This window comes from [Pseudopropionibacterium] massiliense (assembly GCF_900607225.1).
Lineage (GTDB): Bacteria > Actinomycetota > Actinomycetes > Propionibacteriales > Propionibacteriaceae > Arachnia > Arachnia massiliensis.
Genome location: NZ_LR027842.1, coordinates 1,995,422 through 2,011,485, shown reverse-complemented (window position 1 = coordinate 2,011,485; position 16,064 = coordinate 1,995,422). Strand labels below are relative to the sequence as shown.

General features: G+C 65.1%; 19 protein-coding genes. 10 read left to right on the top strand and 9 right to left on the bottom strand.

Annotated features, from left to right (window positions below; translation table 11 throughout):
* Window positions 1-16: 16 nt before the first annotated feature.
* From E0E39_RS08990 to dapD, 3 genes are read right to left on the bottom strand one after another with little or no spacing between them, the layout of a single operon-like run.
* Window positions 17-1,279: a serpin family protein gene (locus E0E39_RS08990; RefSeq protein ID WP_130874438.1), complete on the bottom strand. Its 1,263-nt coding sequence runs from the start codon at window positions 1,277-1,279 to the stop codon at window positions 17-19.
* A gap of 34 nt (window positions 1,280-1,313) precedes the next feature.
* Window positions 1,314-2,147 (bottom strand): hypothetical protein, encoded by an 834-nt coding sequence (locus tag E0E39_RS16150; protein WP_207302461.1) that lies wholly within the window; start codon window positions 2,145-2,147, stop codon window positions 1,314-1,316.
* A 1-nt stretch (window position 2,148) separates the two neighbouring features.
* Window positions 2,149-3,102: a 2,3,4,5-tetrahydropyridine-2,6-dicarboxylate N-succinyltransferase gene (gene dapD / locus E0E39_RS08980; protein ID WP_245988263.1), complete on the bottom strand. Its 954-nt coding sequence runs from the start codon at window positions 3,100-3,102 to the stop codon at window positions 2,149-2,151.
* 143 nt (window positions 3,103-3,245) lie between these two features.
* On the opposite strand from dapD, the gene dapE reads away from it, so the two are divergent.
* Genes dapE through E0E39_RS08960 form a run of 4 tightly spaced genes read left to right on the top strand, consistent with a single transcriptional unit; the run spans window position 3,246 to window position 5,704 of the window.
* Window positions 3,246-4,313 (top strand): succinyl-diaminopimelate desuccinylase, encoded by a 1,068-nt coding sequence (gene dapE, locus E0E39_RS08975; RefSeq protein ID WP_130874436.1) that lies wholly within the window; start codon window positions 3,246-3,248, stop codon window positions 4,311-4,313.
* Between the two features lie 12 nt (window positions 4,314-4,325).
* Window positions 4,326-5,054 (top strand): LOG family protein, encoded by a 729-nt coding sequence (locus tag E0E39_RS08970; protein WP_130874435.1) that lies wholly within the window; start codon window positions 4,326-4,328, stop codon window positions 5,052-5,054.
* 10 nt (window positions 5,055-5,064) lie between these two features.
* A complete protein-coding gene (locus E0E39_RS08965) occupies window positions 5,065-5,526 on the top strand; it encodes a hypothetical protein (RefSeq protein WP_130874434.1) in 462 nt (153 codons plus the stop codon).
* A 10-nt stretch (window positions 5,527-5,536) separates the two neighbouring features.
* Window positions 5,537-5,704 carry a DUF3117 domain-containing protein gene (locus tag E0E39_RS08960; RefSeq protein ID WP_130874433.1) on the top strand — a complete coding sequence of 56 codons (168 nt, stop codon included), beginning with the start codon at window positions 5,537-5,539 and terminating at the stop codon, window positions 5,702-5,704.
* Between the two features lie 60 nt (window positions 5,705-5,764).
* On the opposite strand, the gene glgA is transcribed toward E0E39_RS08960, so the two are convergent.
* Window positions 5,765-6,955, bottom strand: a complete 1,191-nt coding sequence (gene glgA / locus E0E39_RS08955; protein WP_130874432.1) for a glycogen synthase — start codon at window positions 6,953-6,955, stop codon at window positions 5,765-5,767.
* A 63-nt stretch (window positions 6,956-7,018) separates the two neighbouring features.
* Here glgA and glgC point away from each other — a divergent pair, with 63 nt between their 5' ends.
* Window positions 7,019-8,245, top strand: a complete 1,227-nt coding sequence (gene glgC, locus E0E39_RS08950) for a glucose-1-phosphate adenylyltransferase (RefSeq protein WP_130874431.1) — start codon at window positions 7,019-7,021, stop codon at window positions 8,243-8,245.
* A 78-nt stretch (window positions 8,246-8,323) separates the two neighbouring features.
* Here glgC and E0E39_RS08945 read toward each other — a convergent pair whose 3' ends face one another.
* Window positions 8,324-8,980: an O-methyltransferase gene (locus E0E39_RS08945; RefSeq protein ID WP_130874430.1), complete on the bottom strand. Its 657-nt coding sequence runs from the start codon at window positions 8,978-8,980 to the stop codon at window positions 8,324-8,326.
* 56 nt (window positions 8,981-9,036) lie between these two features.
* Between E0E39_RS08945 and E0E39_RS08940 the strand changes: the two genes are divergently transcribed.
* The 5 genes from E0E39_RS08940 to E0E39_RS08920 all read left to right on the top strand — a co-directional run bounded on the left by E0E39_RS08940 (window position 9,037) and on the right by E0E39_RS08920 (window position 12,707).
* Window positions 9,037-9,219, top strand: a complete 183-nt coding sequence (locus tag E0E39_RS08940) for a hypothetical protein (protein WP_130874429.1) — start codon at window positions 9,037-9,039, stop codon at window positions 9,217-9,219.
* A 3-nt stretch (window positions 9,220-9,222) separates the two neighbouring features.
* Window positions 9,223-10,113 carry a 4-hydroxy-tetrahydrodipicolinate synthase gene (dapA, locus tag E0E39_RS08935; RefSeq protein ID WP_130874428.1) on the top strand — a complete coding sequence of 297 codons (891 nt, stop codon included), beginning with the start codon at window positions 9,223-9,225 and terminating at the stop codon, window positions 10,111-10,113.
* Between the two features lie 155 nt (window positions 10,114-10,268).
* Entirely contained in the window at window positions 10,269-10,856 is a 588-nt protein-coding gene (sigE, locus tag E0E39_RS08930; protein WP_165444710.1) for an RNA polymerase sigma factor SigE, read from the top strand.
* Between the two features lie 3 nt (window positions 10,857-10,859).
* Window positions 10,860-12,272: a hypothetical protein gene (locus E0E39_RS08925; protein ID WP_130874427.1), complete on the top strand. Its 1,413-nt coding sequence runs from the start codon at window positions 10,860-10,862 to the stop codon at window positions 12,270-12,272.
* A gap of 27 nt (window positions 12,273-12,299) precedes the next feature.
* Window positions 12,300-12,707, top strand: a complete 408-nt coding sequence (locus E0E39_RS08920; RefSeq protein ID WP_130874426.1) for a sec-independent translocase — start codon at window positions 12,300-12,302, stop codon at window positions 12,705-12,707.
* Here the strand turns inward: E0E39_RS08920 and E0E39_RS08915 are convergent, their stop codons facing one another.
* The 4 genes from E0E39_RS08915 to E0E39_RS08900 are packed head-to-tail and all read right to left on the bottom strand — an operon-like array spanning window position 12,708 to window position 16,019.
* On the bottom strand, window positions 12,708-13,865 hold the full coding sequence (locus E0E39_RS08915; RefSeq protein WP_130874425.1) for an Mrp/NBP35 family ATP-binding protein: 1,158 nt from the start codon (window positions 13,863-13,865) through the stop codon (window positions 12,708-12,710).
* Between the two features lie 21 nt (window positions 13,866-13,886).
* Window positions 13,887-14,249, bottom strand: coding sequence for a hypothetical protein (locus tag E0E39_RS08910; RefSeq protein ID WP_130874424.1), 363 nt, complete (start codon window positions 14,247-14,249; stop codon window positions 13,887-13,889).
* A complete protein-coding gene (locus E0E39_RS08905; protein ID WP_130874423.1) occupies window positions 14,246-14,755 on the bottom strand; it encodes a DUF1003 domain-containing protein in 510 nt (169 codons plus the stop codon). The genes E0E39_RS08910 and E0E39_RS08905 overlap by 4 nt, the downstream gene beginning before the upstream one ends.
* The gene (locus E0E39_RS08900) at window positions 14,748-16,019 is read right to left on the bottom strand and encodes a magnesium transporter MgtE N-terminal domain-containing protein (RefSeq protein ID WP_130874422.1); all 1,272 of its coding nucleotides are present in this window, start codon (window positions 16,017-16,019) and stop codon (window positions 14,748-14,750) included. The genes E0E39_RS08905 and E0E39_RS08900 overlap by 8 nt, the downstream gene beginning before the upstream one ends.
* Window positions 16,020-16,064: the final 45 nt, after the last annotated feature.

Sequence of the window (16,064 nt, the reverse complement as noted above, 5' to 3'; positions counted from 1 at the left end):
CGTTTCCGGTGCCGGATCATTTTGCCGTGGGATTCGACACCACGGCCAGGAACAGCGGCCAACCGGTGCGGACATCCAGTACCCGCATCACATAGGGCCGATCCACCACGAGCGTGGTCGGTGGGTCCGCGGGGGCACTCATTGGGATCCCGACCTCCGTCAGGGCGGCGCCGACGGTGCCCTTCGCATTCACCTGGAGGCGCACCTGCTGGACGGCCTGGTTCGCTCTCGCACCGTCGAAAATGCCGTCGAGATGATCGAGGTCCACCCCCAGCCGGACAAATTCCTCCTTGAGGTTGCGTTTCACGGCCAGGTCGGCAGGGGGCATGGTGACCTCGACGTTGCCCTTGGCGGCCAGACCCAGTTTCTCGTGCGTCTCCTCCAAAACCTGAGCATCCCAGCTCCGCGGGTGGGTTCCCCGTTCCGGGAGAATGACATCCATGGCGAGGTTGTCGTCGTAAGGCAGCCGAACTGCCTGCCAGCCCTGCCCGGAGGCCGCCCGCGCCGAGAAGCTGTCCGACAGGGCCTTGAGCTCCACGGTTTCCCCGCTCCCGGTGGTGAAGGCGAGCGGGGCGTCGTCGGATCTGAACTGCGTTTCCCAGCGGGAGGCGAACAGCAGGGCGTCCTGCACCACCAACGCCGTTGCCTGGTCCACCTGGATCCCCGAGTTCTCGATCAGCCCCGCGGTGTTCTTCTTGGCCCAGGCATCCAGACTGGCCTGGGCGTCGGGGTTCTTCACCTTCTCCACCGATGCGTCGAGGTGTTTCCGGATGGCGTCCAGGAAAGCAGACCTGGGTTGGACATCACTGCAGATCAGGAGACGCGACGCCAGATTGATGACCGGCTTCTCGGGTGGATTCTTCGCATCGACGCTCTCCGGCAGGGAGGCGTAGTCCGCCAGGCCGGCCCGCAGAGCACCGATGCCGGTCGCCCGGTCCTCGGAGCTCATCCCGAACAGCTCGTCCAGGCTGGTCGCGGAGTCTCCCGCGGCGCCGAGCCCGACCAGGGCCAGGGCGGCGCACACCGAGGCGGGGGACACCAGCTGGTTTTCCGTGTGGTCGCCCTGCGCGAGCAGCCGCCAACCGATCCGTTGCGAGGCGGCAGCGACGACCTTGGCCAAGGGATTGTCAAGATTCTGCGCCACGTGCGCCGCGGTTCCAGTCAGCAACTCCACCCCGGGTTCGGCCGAACAGCCGCTCACCGCCGCGACTGCCAGGCCGACAAGAATCAGGGTTCGTCGGTTCAGCAGCATGATCTCCTCCCGGGCCTTGGGACACATGGAACATCCAGATCCATTCTCTGCCCTGCGCTGGTCACGACCTGAGTTTGATGGTCACCGTGACGGAGTCACCGGAGACCGGTTGGACATCCTTCCAGGTGCGTTCCCCCTGCTTCCACTCGTTTCCGCCGACGACGACCTTCTCGATGCCGAGTTCGGATGTGTTGGCCAGGGCCAGCTGGGTGGCCGACCAGGCGGCGCCGGCGTTTCCCGCGGTCATGGTCAGTTCGGAACCGTTGTCCTGAAGCCTGACCCCGGGAATGGCGGTCACCACCTTGTCCAGGACACCGCGGTCGGTGCCTGTGGCGTCCCGGTTGATGCAGGTGAAGACGCCTTCCCTGGAACCCCGGAAGGCCCCGGCGAGGGCGCGCGCGTTGGTTTCGTGTTTCCTGTAGGCCTCGGGATGTCCGGAGCGCTGCACCTTCTGGGCGATGTCGTTGACGTCGGTGCTCTCCCAGCCGTCGAACTTGACCAGTTCCTCGTAGAATCGTCCGGAGCTGTACCAGGGATCCATGATCTGTTCCTCGGTGCCCCAGTCGTAGGAGGGGCGCTGCTGGAACAGGCCGAGCGAGTCGCGGTCGCCGTAGTTGAGGTTCCGTAGCCCGGACTCCTGCCAGGCCGTCGCGAGCGCGATCACCGCCGCCTGTTCGGACAGGCCGCGGTTGTAGGACTCGGCGACGATGATGGATGCGTTCCTCGCCTGCTCATTCGTGAGCCGGAGTGGTTCCTCCACCCCTGCGACCTGGAGATAGCAGGCGTTGGGGGTCGTGCGGGCGATGAACCACTCGTATCCCTTCCAGGCGCCGAAACCGAGAGCGCCCAGTACCACGAGCACTGTGACCAGGATGATTGCCGTTTTCTTACGCATGTCAGTTGGTGTGCAGTTCGTCGTTCAGTTCCACAGTGCTGCCTTGGCGCGGCTTCACCACGACCTTTCCCGACTGTGAATCCCTCAGGAACAACAGGCCGGGGACACCGGAGAGCTCCCGTGCCTTGACCACACGCCCGTCGGGCAGTTCCACCTTCGTGCCCGCGGTCACGTAGAGCCCCGCCTCCACGACGCAGTCGTCGCCCAGCGAGATCCCGATTCCGGACTCCGCACCCAGCAAACACCGTTCTCCGATGCGGACCACCTCCCGGCCGCCCCCGGAGAGGGTGCCCATGATGGAGGCGCCGCCGCCGATGTCGGAACCATTGCCGACGACCACTCCGGCGGAAATGCGTCCCTCGACCATGGAGGTTCCCAGGGTACCCGCGTTGAAATTCACGAAACCCTCGTGCATCACGGTGGTGCCGGGGGCCAGATGGGCACCCAGTCGTACTCGGTCCGCGTCCCCTATCCGCACCCCGGCGGGAACGACGTAGTCGGTCATGCGCGGGAATTTGTCGACGCCGGAGACGAGCAGTGCCTCACCCTTTCCGCGAAGCGAGATGCGGATGCGGGTGATGTCCTCCACCCGGACCGGGCCGCGATTGGTCCAGGCGTTGTTCGGCAGCTTGCCGAAGATACCGTCGAGGTTGAGTCCGTGTGGCCGGACCAAACGGTGGCTGAGCAGGTGCAGGCGCAGATAGGCGTCCTCGGTGTTCTCAGGAGGCGTGTCGAGGTCGACGACCACACACACCGCCTTTGTGGTGACCTGGCGCAGATCGTCCGTGATCTGGGCCGCCAGCAGCGACGGGGGAGCTTCCTTCGCGACATCGTCACCCACGTGCGGATCCGGGTAGAACACGTCGAGAACGGAACCGGAGGTGTGAATGGTGGCGAGGCCCCAGCCCCAGCCCTGGCGAGGAACGTCAGTCATGCGGGCCAGTGTAGTGAACATGGACGGCAACGCCCCCGGATGGGCCTCGGCGCATTGACCGCCTCGGGGATTCCCGGTGGGATGCCTTCTCGGCCGAGGCAGTTCCCGCGGCCATGAGCTGTTTCTCGGTCGCGGCTGGCGTCCGGGGCAGTAGGCTCACAGCCATGAGCCTCGATCCCCACACCGATCTCGTGATCCTGTTGCGCGCCATCGTTGACGTCGAGAGCGTTTCCGGAAACGAGAAACGGCTCGCTGACCTGGTGGAGGAACTTCTGCGTTCCCAGCCGCACCTCGAGGTGGCGCGTGACGGCGACTGTGTGGTGGCCAGGACCCGCCTCGGTCGCGAGCAGCGGGTTCTGATAGCCGGGCATCTGGACACGGTTCCGGTGGCCGGGAACCTGCCGAGCACGGTGGAGGAGACCCCTGAAGGGGCCGTGATTCACGGCAGGGGCACCGTGGACATGAAAGGCGGGGTGGCGGTCGCGTTGAAGCTCGCGTGTGAACTCGACCGGCCCCGTTTCGACATCACCTGGGTGTTCTACGACCACGAGGAGGTGGACGCCTCCCTGAACGGCCTCGGGCGGCTGGCGGGCAACCGCCCCGACCTGCTCGAGGCGGATTTCGCCGTCCTCATGGAGCCCACCGGAGCCCGGGTCGAGGGGGGGTGCCAGGGAACCATCCGTATCAGGATCACCGCCGAGGGCAGGGCCGCTCACAGCGCCCGCGCCTGGATGGGGAACAACGCCATCCACGGCCTGGCGGACGTGCTCGCCCGGCTCGCGGCCCACGAGCCGAGGCGGATAGATGTGGAGGGCCTGGAATACCGGGAGGGCCTCAACGCCGTTCGCATCGGCGGGGGGGTGGCGGGCAACGTCATCCCTCCCGAGGCGTGGGTGGAGATCAACTACCGGTTCGCGCCCGACAAGAGCCTCGACGAGGCCCTGGGGTATCTGGAGGAGGTCTTCGACGGGCACACGTTCGAGGTGACCGATCTCTCCCCGGCGGCCCGTCCCGGACTGGACAGGCCGCTCGCGCAGGAGTTCGTCAACGCGGTCGGCGGGGAGGCGCTCCCCAAGTACGGCTGGACCGATGTGGCCCGCTTCTCCGAGCTCGGCGTCCCGGCGGTCAACTACGGACCGGGGGATCCGTCGCTGGCTCACCGTGACGACGAACGCTGCCCCGCCGAGCACCTGGGAATCTGTGCCGACGGCCTTCGCCGTTGGCTGACGTGAAGGAGGAAACCGATGACCGAACGCCGCCAGGGAGCCGTCATGCTTCGTGGTCGGGTCCATGAAGAGGTACCGACCGCCGATGAGGCCCTGCTCGGCTCCGACGGGGACGAGTGGGCCAGCAAGGACCCGTGGCGGGTGCTGCGCATCCAGGCCGAGTTCGTCGAAGGATTCGACACACTCCACGAACTCCCCGCAGCAGTCAGCATCTTCGGTTCCGCGCGGACCTCTTCCGACGATTCGATGTACCGGGCCGCGGAACGGATCGCCCGAGGGCTCGCGGAACGAGGTTTCGCCGTCATCACCGGCGGCGGTCCCGGGATCATGGAGGCAGGCAACAAGGGGGCCATCGAGGCGGGTGGTACATCCGTGGGTCTTGGCATCGAACTTCCCCACGAGCAGGGGCTCAACCCGTACGTCGGACTCGGAATCAACTTCCGCTACTTCTTCGCCCGCAAGACGATGTTCCTGAAGTACTCGTGCGGTTTCATCGCCATGCCCGGCGGTTTCGGCACCCTCGACGAGTTGTTCGAGTCGTTGACCCTGATCCAGACCGGCAAGGTGACCCACTTCCCGGTGGTGCTGTTCGGGCGTCATTTCTGGGGACCACTGCTCGACTGGATCACACAACGGGTCGAGGCCGGTGGTTTCATCAGTCCAGGCGATCTCGAGCTGATCACGCTCACTGATGACGTCGACGAGGCCATCGCTGCGATGGGCGCTCCGGGCAGAGCTGATCGGTAGGCTCTGGTCCATGATCTGGGTCTTCGGAGTCGTTTTCATGGCGGTGCTCGCCCTGGCCGCATGGGCGGGGACGGGGCGGTTCGGTGAGATGCCCGAACCGGTGAATGACCGGCCCAAGGCATTCATCCCGGCTCTGCCATTCGGCGAGGAGTTCGTGAAGCGGCTGCGTCTTCCCGTCGTCTCGGTTGGATACGACAGGGAGCAGGTGGATCGGTTCGTGGCAGAGGCCCAACGGCAACCGCCACCGGGGCCACCCCAGTTCGACGTTGTCGCCGGCGGTTACGACATGCAGGCCGTTGATGCAGTGATCAATCGGATTGCCGAGGGCCTCGGGTTGCGTTCCGGGCAGCCTGCCGCCGGGCTCGTCGCCGGTTCGGAGGCGCTGTCCCCGGTGGCCCCCACATCAGTTGATGCGTCAGGGACTTTGCAGATGCGGAATAATGGAGGAGTTCACTTGGACTCCAAGGATTGAGGTTTGGCACATGGCAGCGATGAAACCCCGCACGGGAGACGGACCCATGGAGGTCGCGAAGGAGGGGCGTGGCATTGTGATGCGCGTCCCGGTTGATGGCGGGGGACGACTGGTGGTCGAGATGAACGCCACGGAGGCAACCGACCTGCTCAACGCCTTGAAGGATGTCGTTGGCTGAGCACAGCCGAATCCACCTTGACAGGGTCGCCCGGGAGAAACCCCGGGCGACCCTCTGTTTTCAGCGGTTTCCGTGGAAGGCGATGGCCTTCTCGTACACCGCGATGGTTTCCTTCGCGATCTGCTCCCACGAGAACTCGTCGATGCAGCGCTGCCTTCCGGCCTTCCCGAACTGTTCGGCGAGCTCGGGATCACTGGTGAGGCGGTTCACCTTGGTCGCGAAGTCCGTCTCGAAGGCGGAGATGAAGTCCGGGTCGGATGCCCGGGCGGGGTCGTAGGGGACGAGCAGGCCCGTGGTGCCGTCGACGACCACCTCCGGGATTCCGCCCACCGCGGAGGCGACGACGGCGGTCTCGCAGGCCATGGCCTCCAGGTTCACGATGCCCAGGGGTTCGTAGACGCTCGGACAGGCGAAAACCGTGGCATGGGTCATGACCTGCCTCACGGAGGCCCGGGGAAGCATCTCCGGTATCCAGATCACGGGCGCGCTGCGTCTGGCCTGGAGTTCTGCGAACGCGCCGTCGAACTCGGCGGCGATCTCCGGAGTGTCGGGGGCTCCCGCGAGCAGCACCACCTGGGTGTCGGGATCGAACTGCTGAGCCGCCCGCACCAGGTGGATCAGTCCCTTCTGGCGGGTGATGCGACCCACGAACACCACGGTCGGGCGATCCAGATCGATTCCCAGGTCCTGCACCACATCGGTGCCGTTGTCCGGTTTGAACTCGTCGGGATCGATTCCGTTCTTGACCACGAACACCCTGTCGGGGTCCAGATCCGGATAGGAGGCGAGAACGTCCCTGCGCATCCCGGCGGACACGGAAATGACGGCATCGGCGGCCTCGAAAGCGGTTTTCTCCGCCCAGGACGAGACCCGGTAGCCGCCTCCCAGCTGTTCCGCCTTCCAGGGGCGGTGAGGTTCGAGGGAGTGCGAGGTGACCACGTGGGCGCGGTCCAGCATCAGTCCTGCCAGGTGACCGCCCATGTTCGCGTACCAGGTGTGGGAGTGCAGCACGTCGGTGTCATCGGCGACCGCGGCGGCCATGGACAGGTCGGCCCCCAGCACTCGCAGGGCGGCGTTCGCCCCGGCCGGCCAGGATTCAGGATGCGCGACGGCGCCGTCGCGGGGTTCTCCCATGCAGTGAACATCGACGTCGATGAACTTTCTGAGCTGCGGGACGAGCTGGGCCACATGGACCCCAGCACCGCCGTAAATCGATGGTGGGTACTCACGAGTCAGCAGCGACAGTTTCATGCTCAGCAATGATATCTTCCCGAAGCTGTTGTAAGGGACCCGACGAAGCGCTAGGTTTCAAGCATGGTGGCACGCCCGAAGATCCTGTCAATCGTCCTCGCCGGCGGCGAGGGGAAGAGGTTGATGCCGCTGACCTCCGATCGCGCCAAGCCAGCGGTGCCGTTCGGAGGCAGCTATCGGCTGATCGACTTCGTCCTGTCCAATCTCGCGAACTCTGGGTTGACCCAGGTCGCGGTCCTGACCCAGTACAAATCCCACTCCCTGGACCGGCACATCTCCATGACGTGGCGGTTCTCAACCCTGATGGGTGCCTATGTGACACCCGTTCCCGCCCAGCAGCGTCTGGGTCCCCGCTGGTATCAGGGATCCGCTGACGCCATCTATCAGTCGCTCAACCTGATCCGTGATGCCAATCCCGACTATGTCGTCGTGTTCGGCGCGGACAACATCTACCGGATGGACATCGAGCAGATGGTGGATGCCCACATCGATTCCGGGCTCGGTTGCACGGTCGCGGGTATTCGTGTGCCTCGCAGCGAGGCCAGTGCGTTCGGCATCATCGACGCAGGGGAGGACAAGCGCATCAAGAATTTCCTGGAGAAACCCGCTGATCCGCCGGGGCTGCCGGATTCACCGGATGAATCGTTCGCCTCGATGGGCAACTACATCTTCTCCCGTCATGCGCTGGTGGAGGCGCTCAGGGCCGACGCGGAGAACCCGACGGCCAAGCACGACATGGGCGGGGACATCGTCCCGTGGTTCACGGCTCAAGGACAGTCGCAGGTCTACGACTTCAAGGACAACGTTGTTCCCGGGGCCACCGAGAAGGATCTCAACTACTGGCGGGACGTCGGCACGATCGACGCCTACCACGAGGCACACATGGATCTGGTCTCCGTGGACCCGGAGTTCAATCTCTACAACAGTGACTGGCCTCTGCTGACGAACCAGTCCCAGGCGCCCGGGGCGAAGTTCGTCATTCGTGGAAAGGCGGAGGATTCCATCGTCAATCCCGGGTGCATCATCTCCGGCGGTGAGGTGGATCGAACCGTTCTCGGTCCGAATGTGCGCATCGACAAGTGGTCTCAGGTCTCAGATTCCGTGTTGATGGACGGTGCGCGTGTCGGTCGTGACGCGGTGGTGCGTCGCGCCATCCTCGACAAGCACGTTCTCGTCGAGGACGGGGCACAGATCGGCGTCGATCATGACCGCGACCGGGAACGCGGCTTCCACGTCTCACCCAGTGGGGTGGTCGTCGTCGGCAAGGACAAGGTCGTTCCGCGCGACTGAGAAAAGAACAGGCGAGTGGTAGTCCGGACGAAACCTCCGGGCTGCCACTCGTGCTGAGCGGACACGGATTCCGCTCGTTCAGTTCTTGACAGCCACCAACAGCCCGTTCCCCGTTGTGAGCAGGGTGGTCGTGTAACTCTCGGCCGCCTGCACCGCATCGAGGGCCTCACGGATGATGATGGTCTCGTCCCCCTCCCTGCCCGGGTTGGCGACTGTGTTGTACCAGAGCACGTCATGCAGGATCAGAAGCCCACCCCGACGCAGCAGGCGCAGAGCAGCGGCCACGTACTCGACATATTCCAGTTTGTCGCCATTGATGAAAACAATGTCGTAGGCGCCATCGCGCAGTTTCGGGAGGATCTCCAGGGGAGCGCCCGCGATCAGCCGGCAACGTGACGGCGGGTAGCCTGCTGCGTTCAGGAAGGTTCGCGCCGGCAGCTGATTGTCCGCCTCGGAATCAATGCTCGTCAGTACGCCGTCGGAGGTCATACCGGCGAGCAGCGGTAGTGCCGAGGTGCCCAGCGCAGTGCCGATCTCGACCACGGTTCGCGCTTTCACGGCCTTGGCCAGGACGGTGAGGGTGGACGCAACGCCCGGGCTGACCGGGGTGAGCCCGGCCTGAACAGCCTCCGACCGGGCCTGCTGAAGGCCATCGGCAAGGGGGGAGTGGGCCTCGGCGAAGCTCCAGCTCTCCGCCGTCGGTGCCGGGATGGGAGAATCAGCTATGTGAGTCACACGGCAACTCTACCCAGTTCGATGCCCTTATCCGCGGAAGCTCTATCCTGAACCGCATGAGTCATGTGGCGAGCGCTGAGGGACCGTGCGGCACGCGGCGGACGGTCGGTGCAACCGGCCGCTGTGTGAGGTTTGTCGATGCCGCCACATCATCGGGATTCGGCCTGGTGACGCTGACGAAAACTGGGCAGAGGAACGTCCACGACGAGGAAATCCTCGTCAATTTCGAGGAGGCCTGAACCATGTCTGCAAGTCCGGAACAGCCCATTTTCGGGCGATTGCTCACCGCCATGATCACCCCGATCGGGGCGGACGGGAAAGTGAACCTCGCAGAGGCGGCCCGGCTGGCCCGGCACCTGGTCGATGATCAAGGACATGACGGACTGGTCATCAACGGAACCACCGGGGAGTCACCCACCACCAGCGACGGCGAGAAGCGGGAGCTACTCGGTGCGGTGATCGAAGCGGTCGGGGAGCGCGCCTCGGTCGTGGCCGGGGTGGGCACCTCCGACACGCGCCACACGATCGAACTCGCGGAGCAGGCCGCCGAGGCCGGTGCCGATGGGCTGCTGGTGGTGACTCCCTACTATTCGAGGCCACCCGTCGATGCGCTCGAGGCGCATTTCCTCGCAGTGGCCGATGCCAGTGAACTTCCCGTCATGCTCTACGACATTCCCCACCGTGCCGGTATCCCGATCCCGGAGGCCTCCCTGATCCGTTTGGCCGACCATCCCGGGATCGTCGCGGTCAAGGATGCCAAGGCAGACATCTGCTCGTCCTCGGTGGTGATCGCCAACACCACGCTGACCTACTACGCGGGCGATGATGCCTACCTGTTGCCGCTGCTGGCAGTGGGGGGCGCCGGGGTGGTCGGGACGTCCACACATTTCTCGGGCCTTCGGGTTCGAGCGCTTCTGGAGGCCTTCTTCGCAGGTGATCTCGAACAGGCACGGCAGGCCAACGCGCAGCTGCTGCCGGTGTTCCGTGGGGTGTTCGCCACCCAGGGGGCGATGATGGTCAAGGCGACCCTGAACCGTCGAGGCTTCGACGTCGGGTGCTGTCGACCACCCATGGGAGCTGTCGCCCCGGACGTCCTGGAACGTTTTCTGAGAATTCTGGACACCCAACTCTGAGTGTTCCCCGGAGATGTCGCAGCGACCCGACGGCCCTTGCGATGTGATGGAAACCTTTGGGAACAAAGCCTCGTCGTCGTGCGTTGAAGGTGTACAAGAGGTGTGGAATGCTTCACACACAGGTTCCTCACAGGATGGGGTGCCAGATTGTTCCCATGGAGAGGCGAGGCGTGTTCCGCAACAAGGCGAGGCCGAATGAGTCGGATTGGGCTGCGCCCACATGGGCGGAACTCGTCCGGGACCACTCGGCGCAGGTCTATCGCCTGGCCTACCGGCTCACCGGCAATCGCCACGATGCCGAGGACCTCACCCAGGACGTGTTCGTCCGGGTGTTCAAGTCGATCCACAATTTCCAGCCCGGCACTCTCGAGGGTTGGTTGCATCGCATCACCACCAATCTGTTCCTGGACTCCGCGCGACGTAGGCAGCGGATCCGCATGGACGCACTGAGTTCTGCGCCGGAACACGTCTGGGGGCAGGACCGCAGCCCCGAGGAACTTCACACCGATGGTGCCCTGGACGCCGATGTGGCGAATGCCCTGGCGGCCCTGAAACCCGAGCAGCGCGTCGCCGTGGTGCTTTGCGACATCGAGGGAATGAGCTACGAGGAGATCTCGCGGGTGCTGGGAGTCAAGCTCGGCACCGTGCGCAGCCGGATCGCCCGTGGGCGCGCCCAGTTGCGCGATGCGCTCGCCCACCGCGCACCGAACGAGGACCATGCACGATACCTCGGGGTGTCATAGGAGGTGCGGGGAAACGACTGCCGCCGCTACGAGGACGACCTCTCGGGGTTCGTCGACAGGACGCTGCCCGAACGTCGCGTCAATCAGGTCAGTGAGCATCTGATCCGTTGTTCGTGCTGTGCTTCCGTTGTCGAGGAACTTCGGCGGGTACGCTCCAGGCTGAGTTCCTGCCAGGCGGCCACCCCCCTACCTGACTCCCTGGCCGAACGACTTCAGGGCATCGCAGGAAATGAGTGCGATCAGCCCCTTTACTTGGTCACCGAGGATGGCGCACGGCGCCGCAGCATCGGTGGGCGGCTGATCCGGGGAGGTGTGGCCGCAACCCTCGCGCTCGCGACGTTGATGATGCTTTCCCTGGCCCTGGCAAAGGAGCCCGCGGTCGTGGGGGATCCGATCAGGGCGGCGCGGGAGCAGTACTCCTTGGCCCTGACCACGATCAGCGTCGGCCAGGGCGTCGGGGCCGTGCAGTGGGCACGTGAGCGAGGAGCTCGTCCCGGCGCGGCCGCGCAGCTCACTCCCCGTTCCATCGATCTCGGTCAGGCCGTTCCGATCGACGAGAGCAACGCGATGACCCGCCTCGGCAGCAATGGCCAGAGCATCACCTACTCCGGGCGGCAGAGAGTCTGGCTCATGGACGGCGACGGCGCCCACCGGTCGAATGACGTGGAGGTCGATGTCGTTGCAGGGGAGGGAGCCAGCCTGACGGTTCTCGATGCGACCGGGGAGCGCTTCCTCTCGTGGTTCGTTCCAACGATGGGGTGCTGCTCATCGCTTGCCGGTACCGGGTGGCAGTTCTACACCTATCAGAGTTCGGACGAGATCGCTGGACGCAGCGCTTCCGTGGTCGAGGCGCATGGCGACGGGTATCTCGTTGCGCGCTGGTGGCTCGACGATGAAACGGGGCTTCCGTTGTGGGTGGAGCGCTACAACACGATGGGGCGCCCGACACTGGTCTTCGGATTCGTCAGCGTCAACATCGGGACGGCACAGCTGGCCACGGATTCCACCCAGCCCTACCCGATGGAATCCGTCTCCAGCACCAGCACCTCTGGGTGGTGCGTGGGCCTGCCGGAGTGTCCGCTGGAACTGGGAGGGCTTCCCCTGGTGGCCCATGCCAGCTCTGGTGAAGGGGAGAAATCATACCAGCGGCTGGTCTATTCCGACGGCGTCCGCACCCTGAGCGTCTCATGGAACCCGGGTGTGCTGGCGGGTGGAAACCGGGTCACTGACGACTCGCCGGGACTTCCCCAAGTGGCCGTCTGGCAGGTGGGCGAAGGCGTGGTCTCCGTCGCGACCAACGGCCCGCGAACTCTGATGGCGGATGCGTGCAGGATCCTGCCACAGATGCGGAAGAACGAGTTCGGCCTGATCGAACGCGTGGGAAGTGGCCTGGGACGACTGGTCGGGATTGGCTGAGAGCCTCCTCACGAGTAGCCTGAGCCTGTGTTCAACATCGACGCTTCCGAGCTGATCCTTCTTCTGGTACTCGGCGTCGTCATGTTCGGTCCCGAGAAACTCCCCCTGTTCGCCCGCAAGGCAGCCCGGGTGTTCGTGGCGGTCAGGAACATCGCGAACAACGCCCAGACACAGTTGCGCGAAGAACTCGGTCCCGAATACTCCGACCTCAAGATCGAGGATCTCAACCCGAAGAAATTCGTCGCCAAACACATGCGCCAGGAGATCGCGGCCATCGAGGAGGCCAGACGCGAGCTCTCCACAGCGGGCAGCACCGCGAAGGCCGCCGCCGCGGAAGCGACGACCATTGCAGCAGCGAAGAACGACCCGGTGGGTGATGCGGGCACATCAACGCCTGCTCTCCTGACAGCCCCCTATGATCCAGAGGCAACGTGATCAGACCGGGCTCACGGGAAGCATCCGCCCCAGCAGGTTCCGGCTGCGACTCGCCAGTTCCTCACCCAACTTCAACAAGGCCTGAGAAGCCGGGTGGTCCGGGGCGCTGAGCACGATGGGCTCGCCCCTGTCGCCGCCGGCCAGGAGAGCCTCGTCGAACGGCACCTGCGTCAGCAGAGGCACGTCGTATCCGAGCCGCTCACTCAGCGCCTCCGCGACGAGGGCGCCGCCGCCGGAACCGAACAGCTCGATCCGGTAGGACTTCCCGGTATCGGGGGCGGTGAACTCCATCCAGCTCATGTTCTCAACCACGCCCAGCACCCTCTGCTTGAGGATGTGGGCCATGGTGCCGGCCCGCTCGGAAACCTCGGATGCGGCCAGCTGCGGGGTGGTCACGACCAGCACCTCGGAGTTCGGGATCTTCTGCCCCAGGCTCATCGCGACATCGCCCGTGCCCGGGGGGAGATCGAGGAGCAGGAAATCCACGTCACCCCAGAAGACATCGGTCAGCAGCTGGGTGAGAGCCCGGTCCAGAATGGGGCCACGCCACGCCACGACCTGATCCCGGGACGGTTTCAGCATGCCCACCGAGATCACCTTCAACCCCTCGGCTGCCGGGACCGGCAGAATCATGTCGTCGACGACCGTCGGGCGTGCATCGCCCAACCCCAGAAGATCCGGCACGGAGTGACCATAGATGTCGGCGTCGAGAATGGCGACGCTGCGTCCCGCTTTCGCGAGAGCCAGGGCCAGGTTCACCGTGACCGAGGATTTCCCGACACCACCTTTGCCGGAAGCGACCGCGATCACCTTTGTCAGGTTTCCCGGTTTGGCGAACGGGATCTCGCGTTCCGGCTGGCCGCCGCGCAGCACCTGCCGCATCGCGGATCGTTGCTCATCGTCCATCACGCCGAGCTCGACGTGTACGCCCGTGACACCCTCGACGGTTTCCACGGCCTCGGTCACACGCGTGGTTATCTCGGCGCGCATCGGGCAGCCGGGAACGGTCAGCAGAACCCGGATGAAGATCTGGCCCTCATCGGTGGCTGCCAACTCATCGACCATGCCCAGTTCCGTGATCGGGCGGTGAATTTCGGGATCCTCGACCGTGTGCAGGGCGGCACGGACCAGAGGAAGCAGGGGGTTCTCATTCGTCACCCCTCCATACTCCCGCACAGTTCAGCTGGTTTCCAGCCCTTCCTTCTCGGCGCGGGCGGCCAGGGCATCTCCCAACAGGACCATGCTGATACCCGCCAGGGCGGGTAGCCAGATGGATGTGAGAACGGCCAGCACCACGACGGCGGGCCCCAGGATCAGGTGCACCGTCAGTCGTTGCCGGTAGGTGAAACGGTTGTGCGCGGCGGGGGCCAGGCGGAGCCGCCACACGAAGCCGTAGGCGACCAGAGTCAGAAGGGCGGCGCCGGCTCCGATCCAGAGGCCCGAACCGAGCACCCAGAGTGACCACGTGGCCACTGTCGCCATGACCATGTGCCCCGCGAGCAACACCACGGAATACCAGCTGATCGACTGGGGTCCGCTCATGGTTCCTCCCTTTTCTCGCTGACGGTCTGTTCCAGGCGTTCCGTGAGTTCACGCAGCTCGGAACGCAGCTCCGAACGGACGAAGTCGCGGGTTGCCAGCTCCCCCAGGTGCATCCGGATGGCGGCGATCTCCCGTGCCAGGAAATCCATGTCGGCGCGTGACTGGGCCGCCAGACGACGGTCCTCGTCGAGACTCAGCTTGTCCCGCACCTCCTGCCGGTTCTGTGCCAGCAGGATGAGGGGGGCCGAGTAGGAGGCCTGCGTCGAGAAGAATAGGTTCAGCAGGATGAAGGGGTACTCGTCCCAACGGAAACCGTAGATGCCGACCACGTTGAAGATCACCCACGCCCCGACGAAAACCGTCATGTAGGCGATGAACTTGCCGGTACCCATGAAACGAGCGGCGGCCTCCGCGAACTCGCCGAAGGCCTCCGAGTCGAGCGTCACCTTCGGCAGCAGCCGGCGCCGTCTCGACCGCGGTTCCGACAGGGGGCTGCGCTCAGCCATGGGTCACCTCCACGGGTTCATCCATCTGGGTGCCGCGCCAGTCGTCGGGCAGCATGTGGTCGAGGACGTCATCCACCGTCACCGCCCCGACGAGTGCCCCGTCGGCATCCACCACGGGCGCGACCACCAGGTTGTAGGTGGCGAAGAAACGCGAAACCTGCGCCAGTGGTGAGTCGGGGCTCAAGGGTTCCAGGTTGTGGTCCAACATCGTCGCCACCATCAGGGTGGGGGCGGCCCGCAGCAACTGCTGGAAGTGCACCGCGCCCACGTAGCGGCCCGACGGGGTCTCCAGCGGTGGTCGAGTGACGAACACCATCGAGGCCAGGGCCGGGGTCAGGTGCTCCTCCCGGACGTGGGCCAGGGCCTCCGCCACCGTCGCGTCCGTGCCCAGCACCACCGGTTCCGGGGTCATCATGCCACCGGCGGTGAACTCGCCGTAGACCAACAGCCGGCGCACGTCGGAGGCGTCCTCGGGTTCCATGTGTTCGAGCAGATCCTCCGCGACCGCCTCGGGAAGGTCCTTGATGAGGTCCGCGGCGTCGTCCGGGTCCATCTCCGCCAGCACATCGGCGGCACGATTCGTCTCGAGTTTCGAGATCAACTTGATCTGCTCGTCCCCGGGCAGCTCCTCGAGGGCCTCCGCCAAGGTCTCGTCGTCAAGTGCATCGATGACGTCGACCAGACGATCCGGGTCGAGGTCGTGAAGCTCCTGGGCGATGTCCGCGGGTTTCATGTCGGAGAACTTCGCCACCAGATGTTCCGGGGATCGGCCCGTGGTCAGCACCAGGTCCGGAACCTGGTTCCACTGAATGATGTCGGTGACGCGGCGGCCACCGAATCCGAAACGGCTCACCCGTGTGCGGCTCGTGATGGCGATCTGGAACAGTTCCCACTCGCGGTTGCGCACCTGAACCATCGAGACGTCGTAGATGTGGGTCGGGACATCGCGGGGAACGGGACGGTCGAACAGGTCGGCGGCCACCAGCCACTCCGTTTCACGCTTGCTGAAGCGGCGGGTGTCGACCTGACCGAGAATCGCCACCTGGTTGACTGTTATGTTGTGGACCCGGATCATGGGAACGAAGATCCGTTGCCGGGCGAACAGCTCGACCGCCAGGCCACGTACCCGCGGTGCAAGGTTTCCGGTGCGTAGATGGAAAACCACGTCCTTCACACGCCCCACCTGATCGCCCGTCGCGTCGACCACGGGCAGGCCGATCAGACGGGAGATGAAAACCGCTGATTCCTTGGCGCTCATGAACATGAATCTACACTTGAGCAGCGCGTGAGCGCTTGCCGGACACCGACC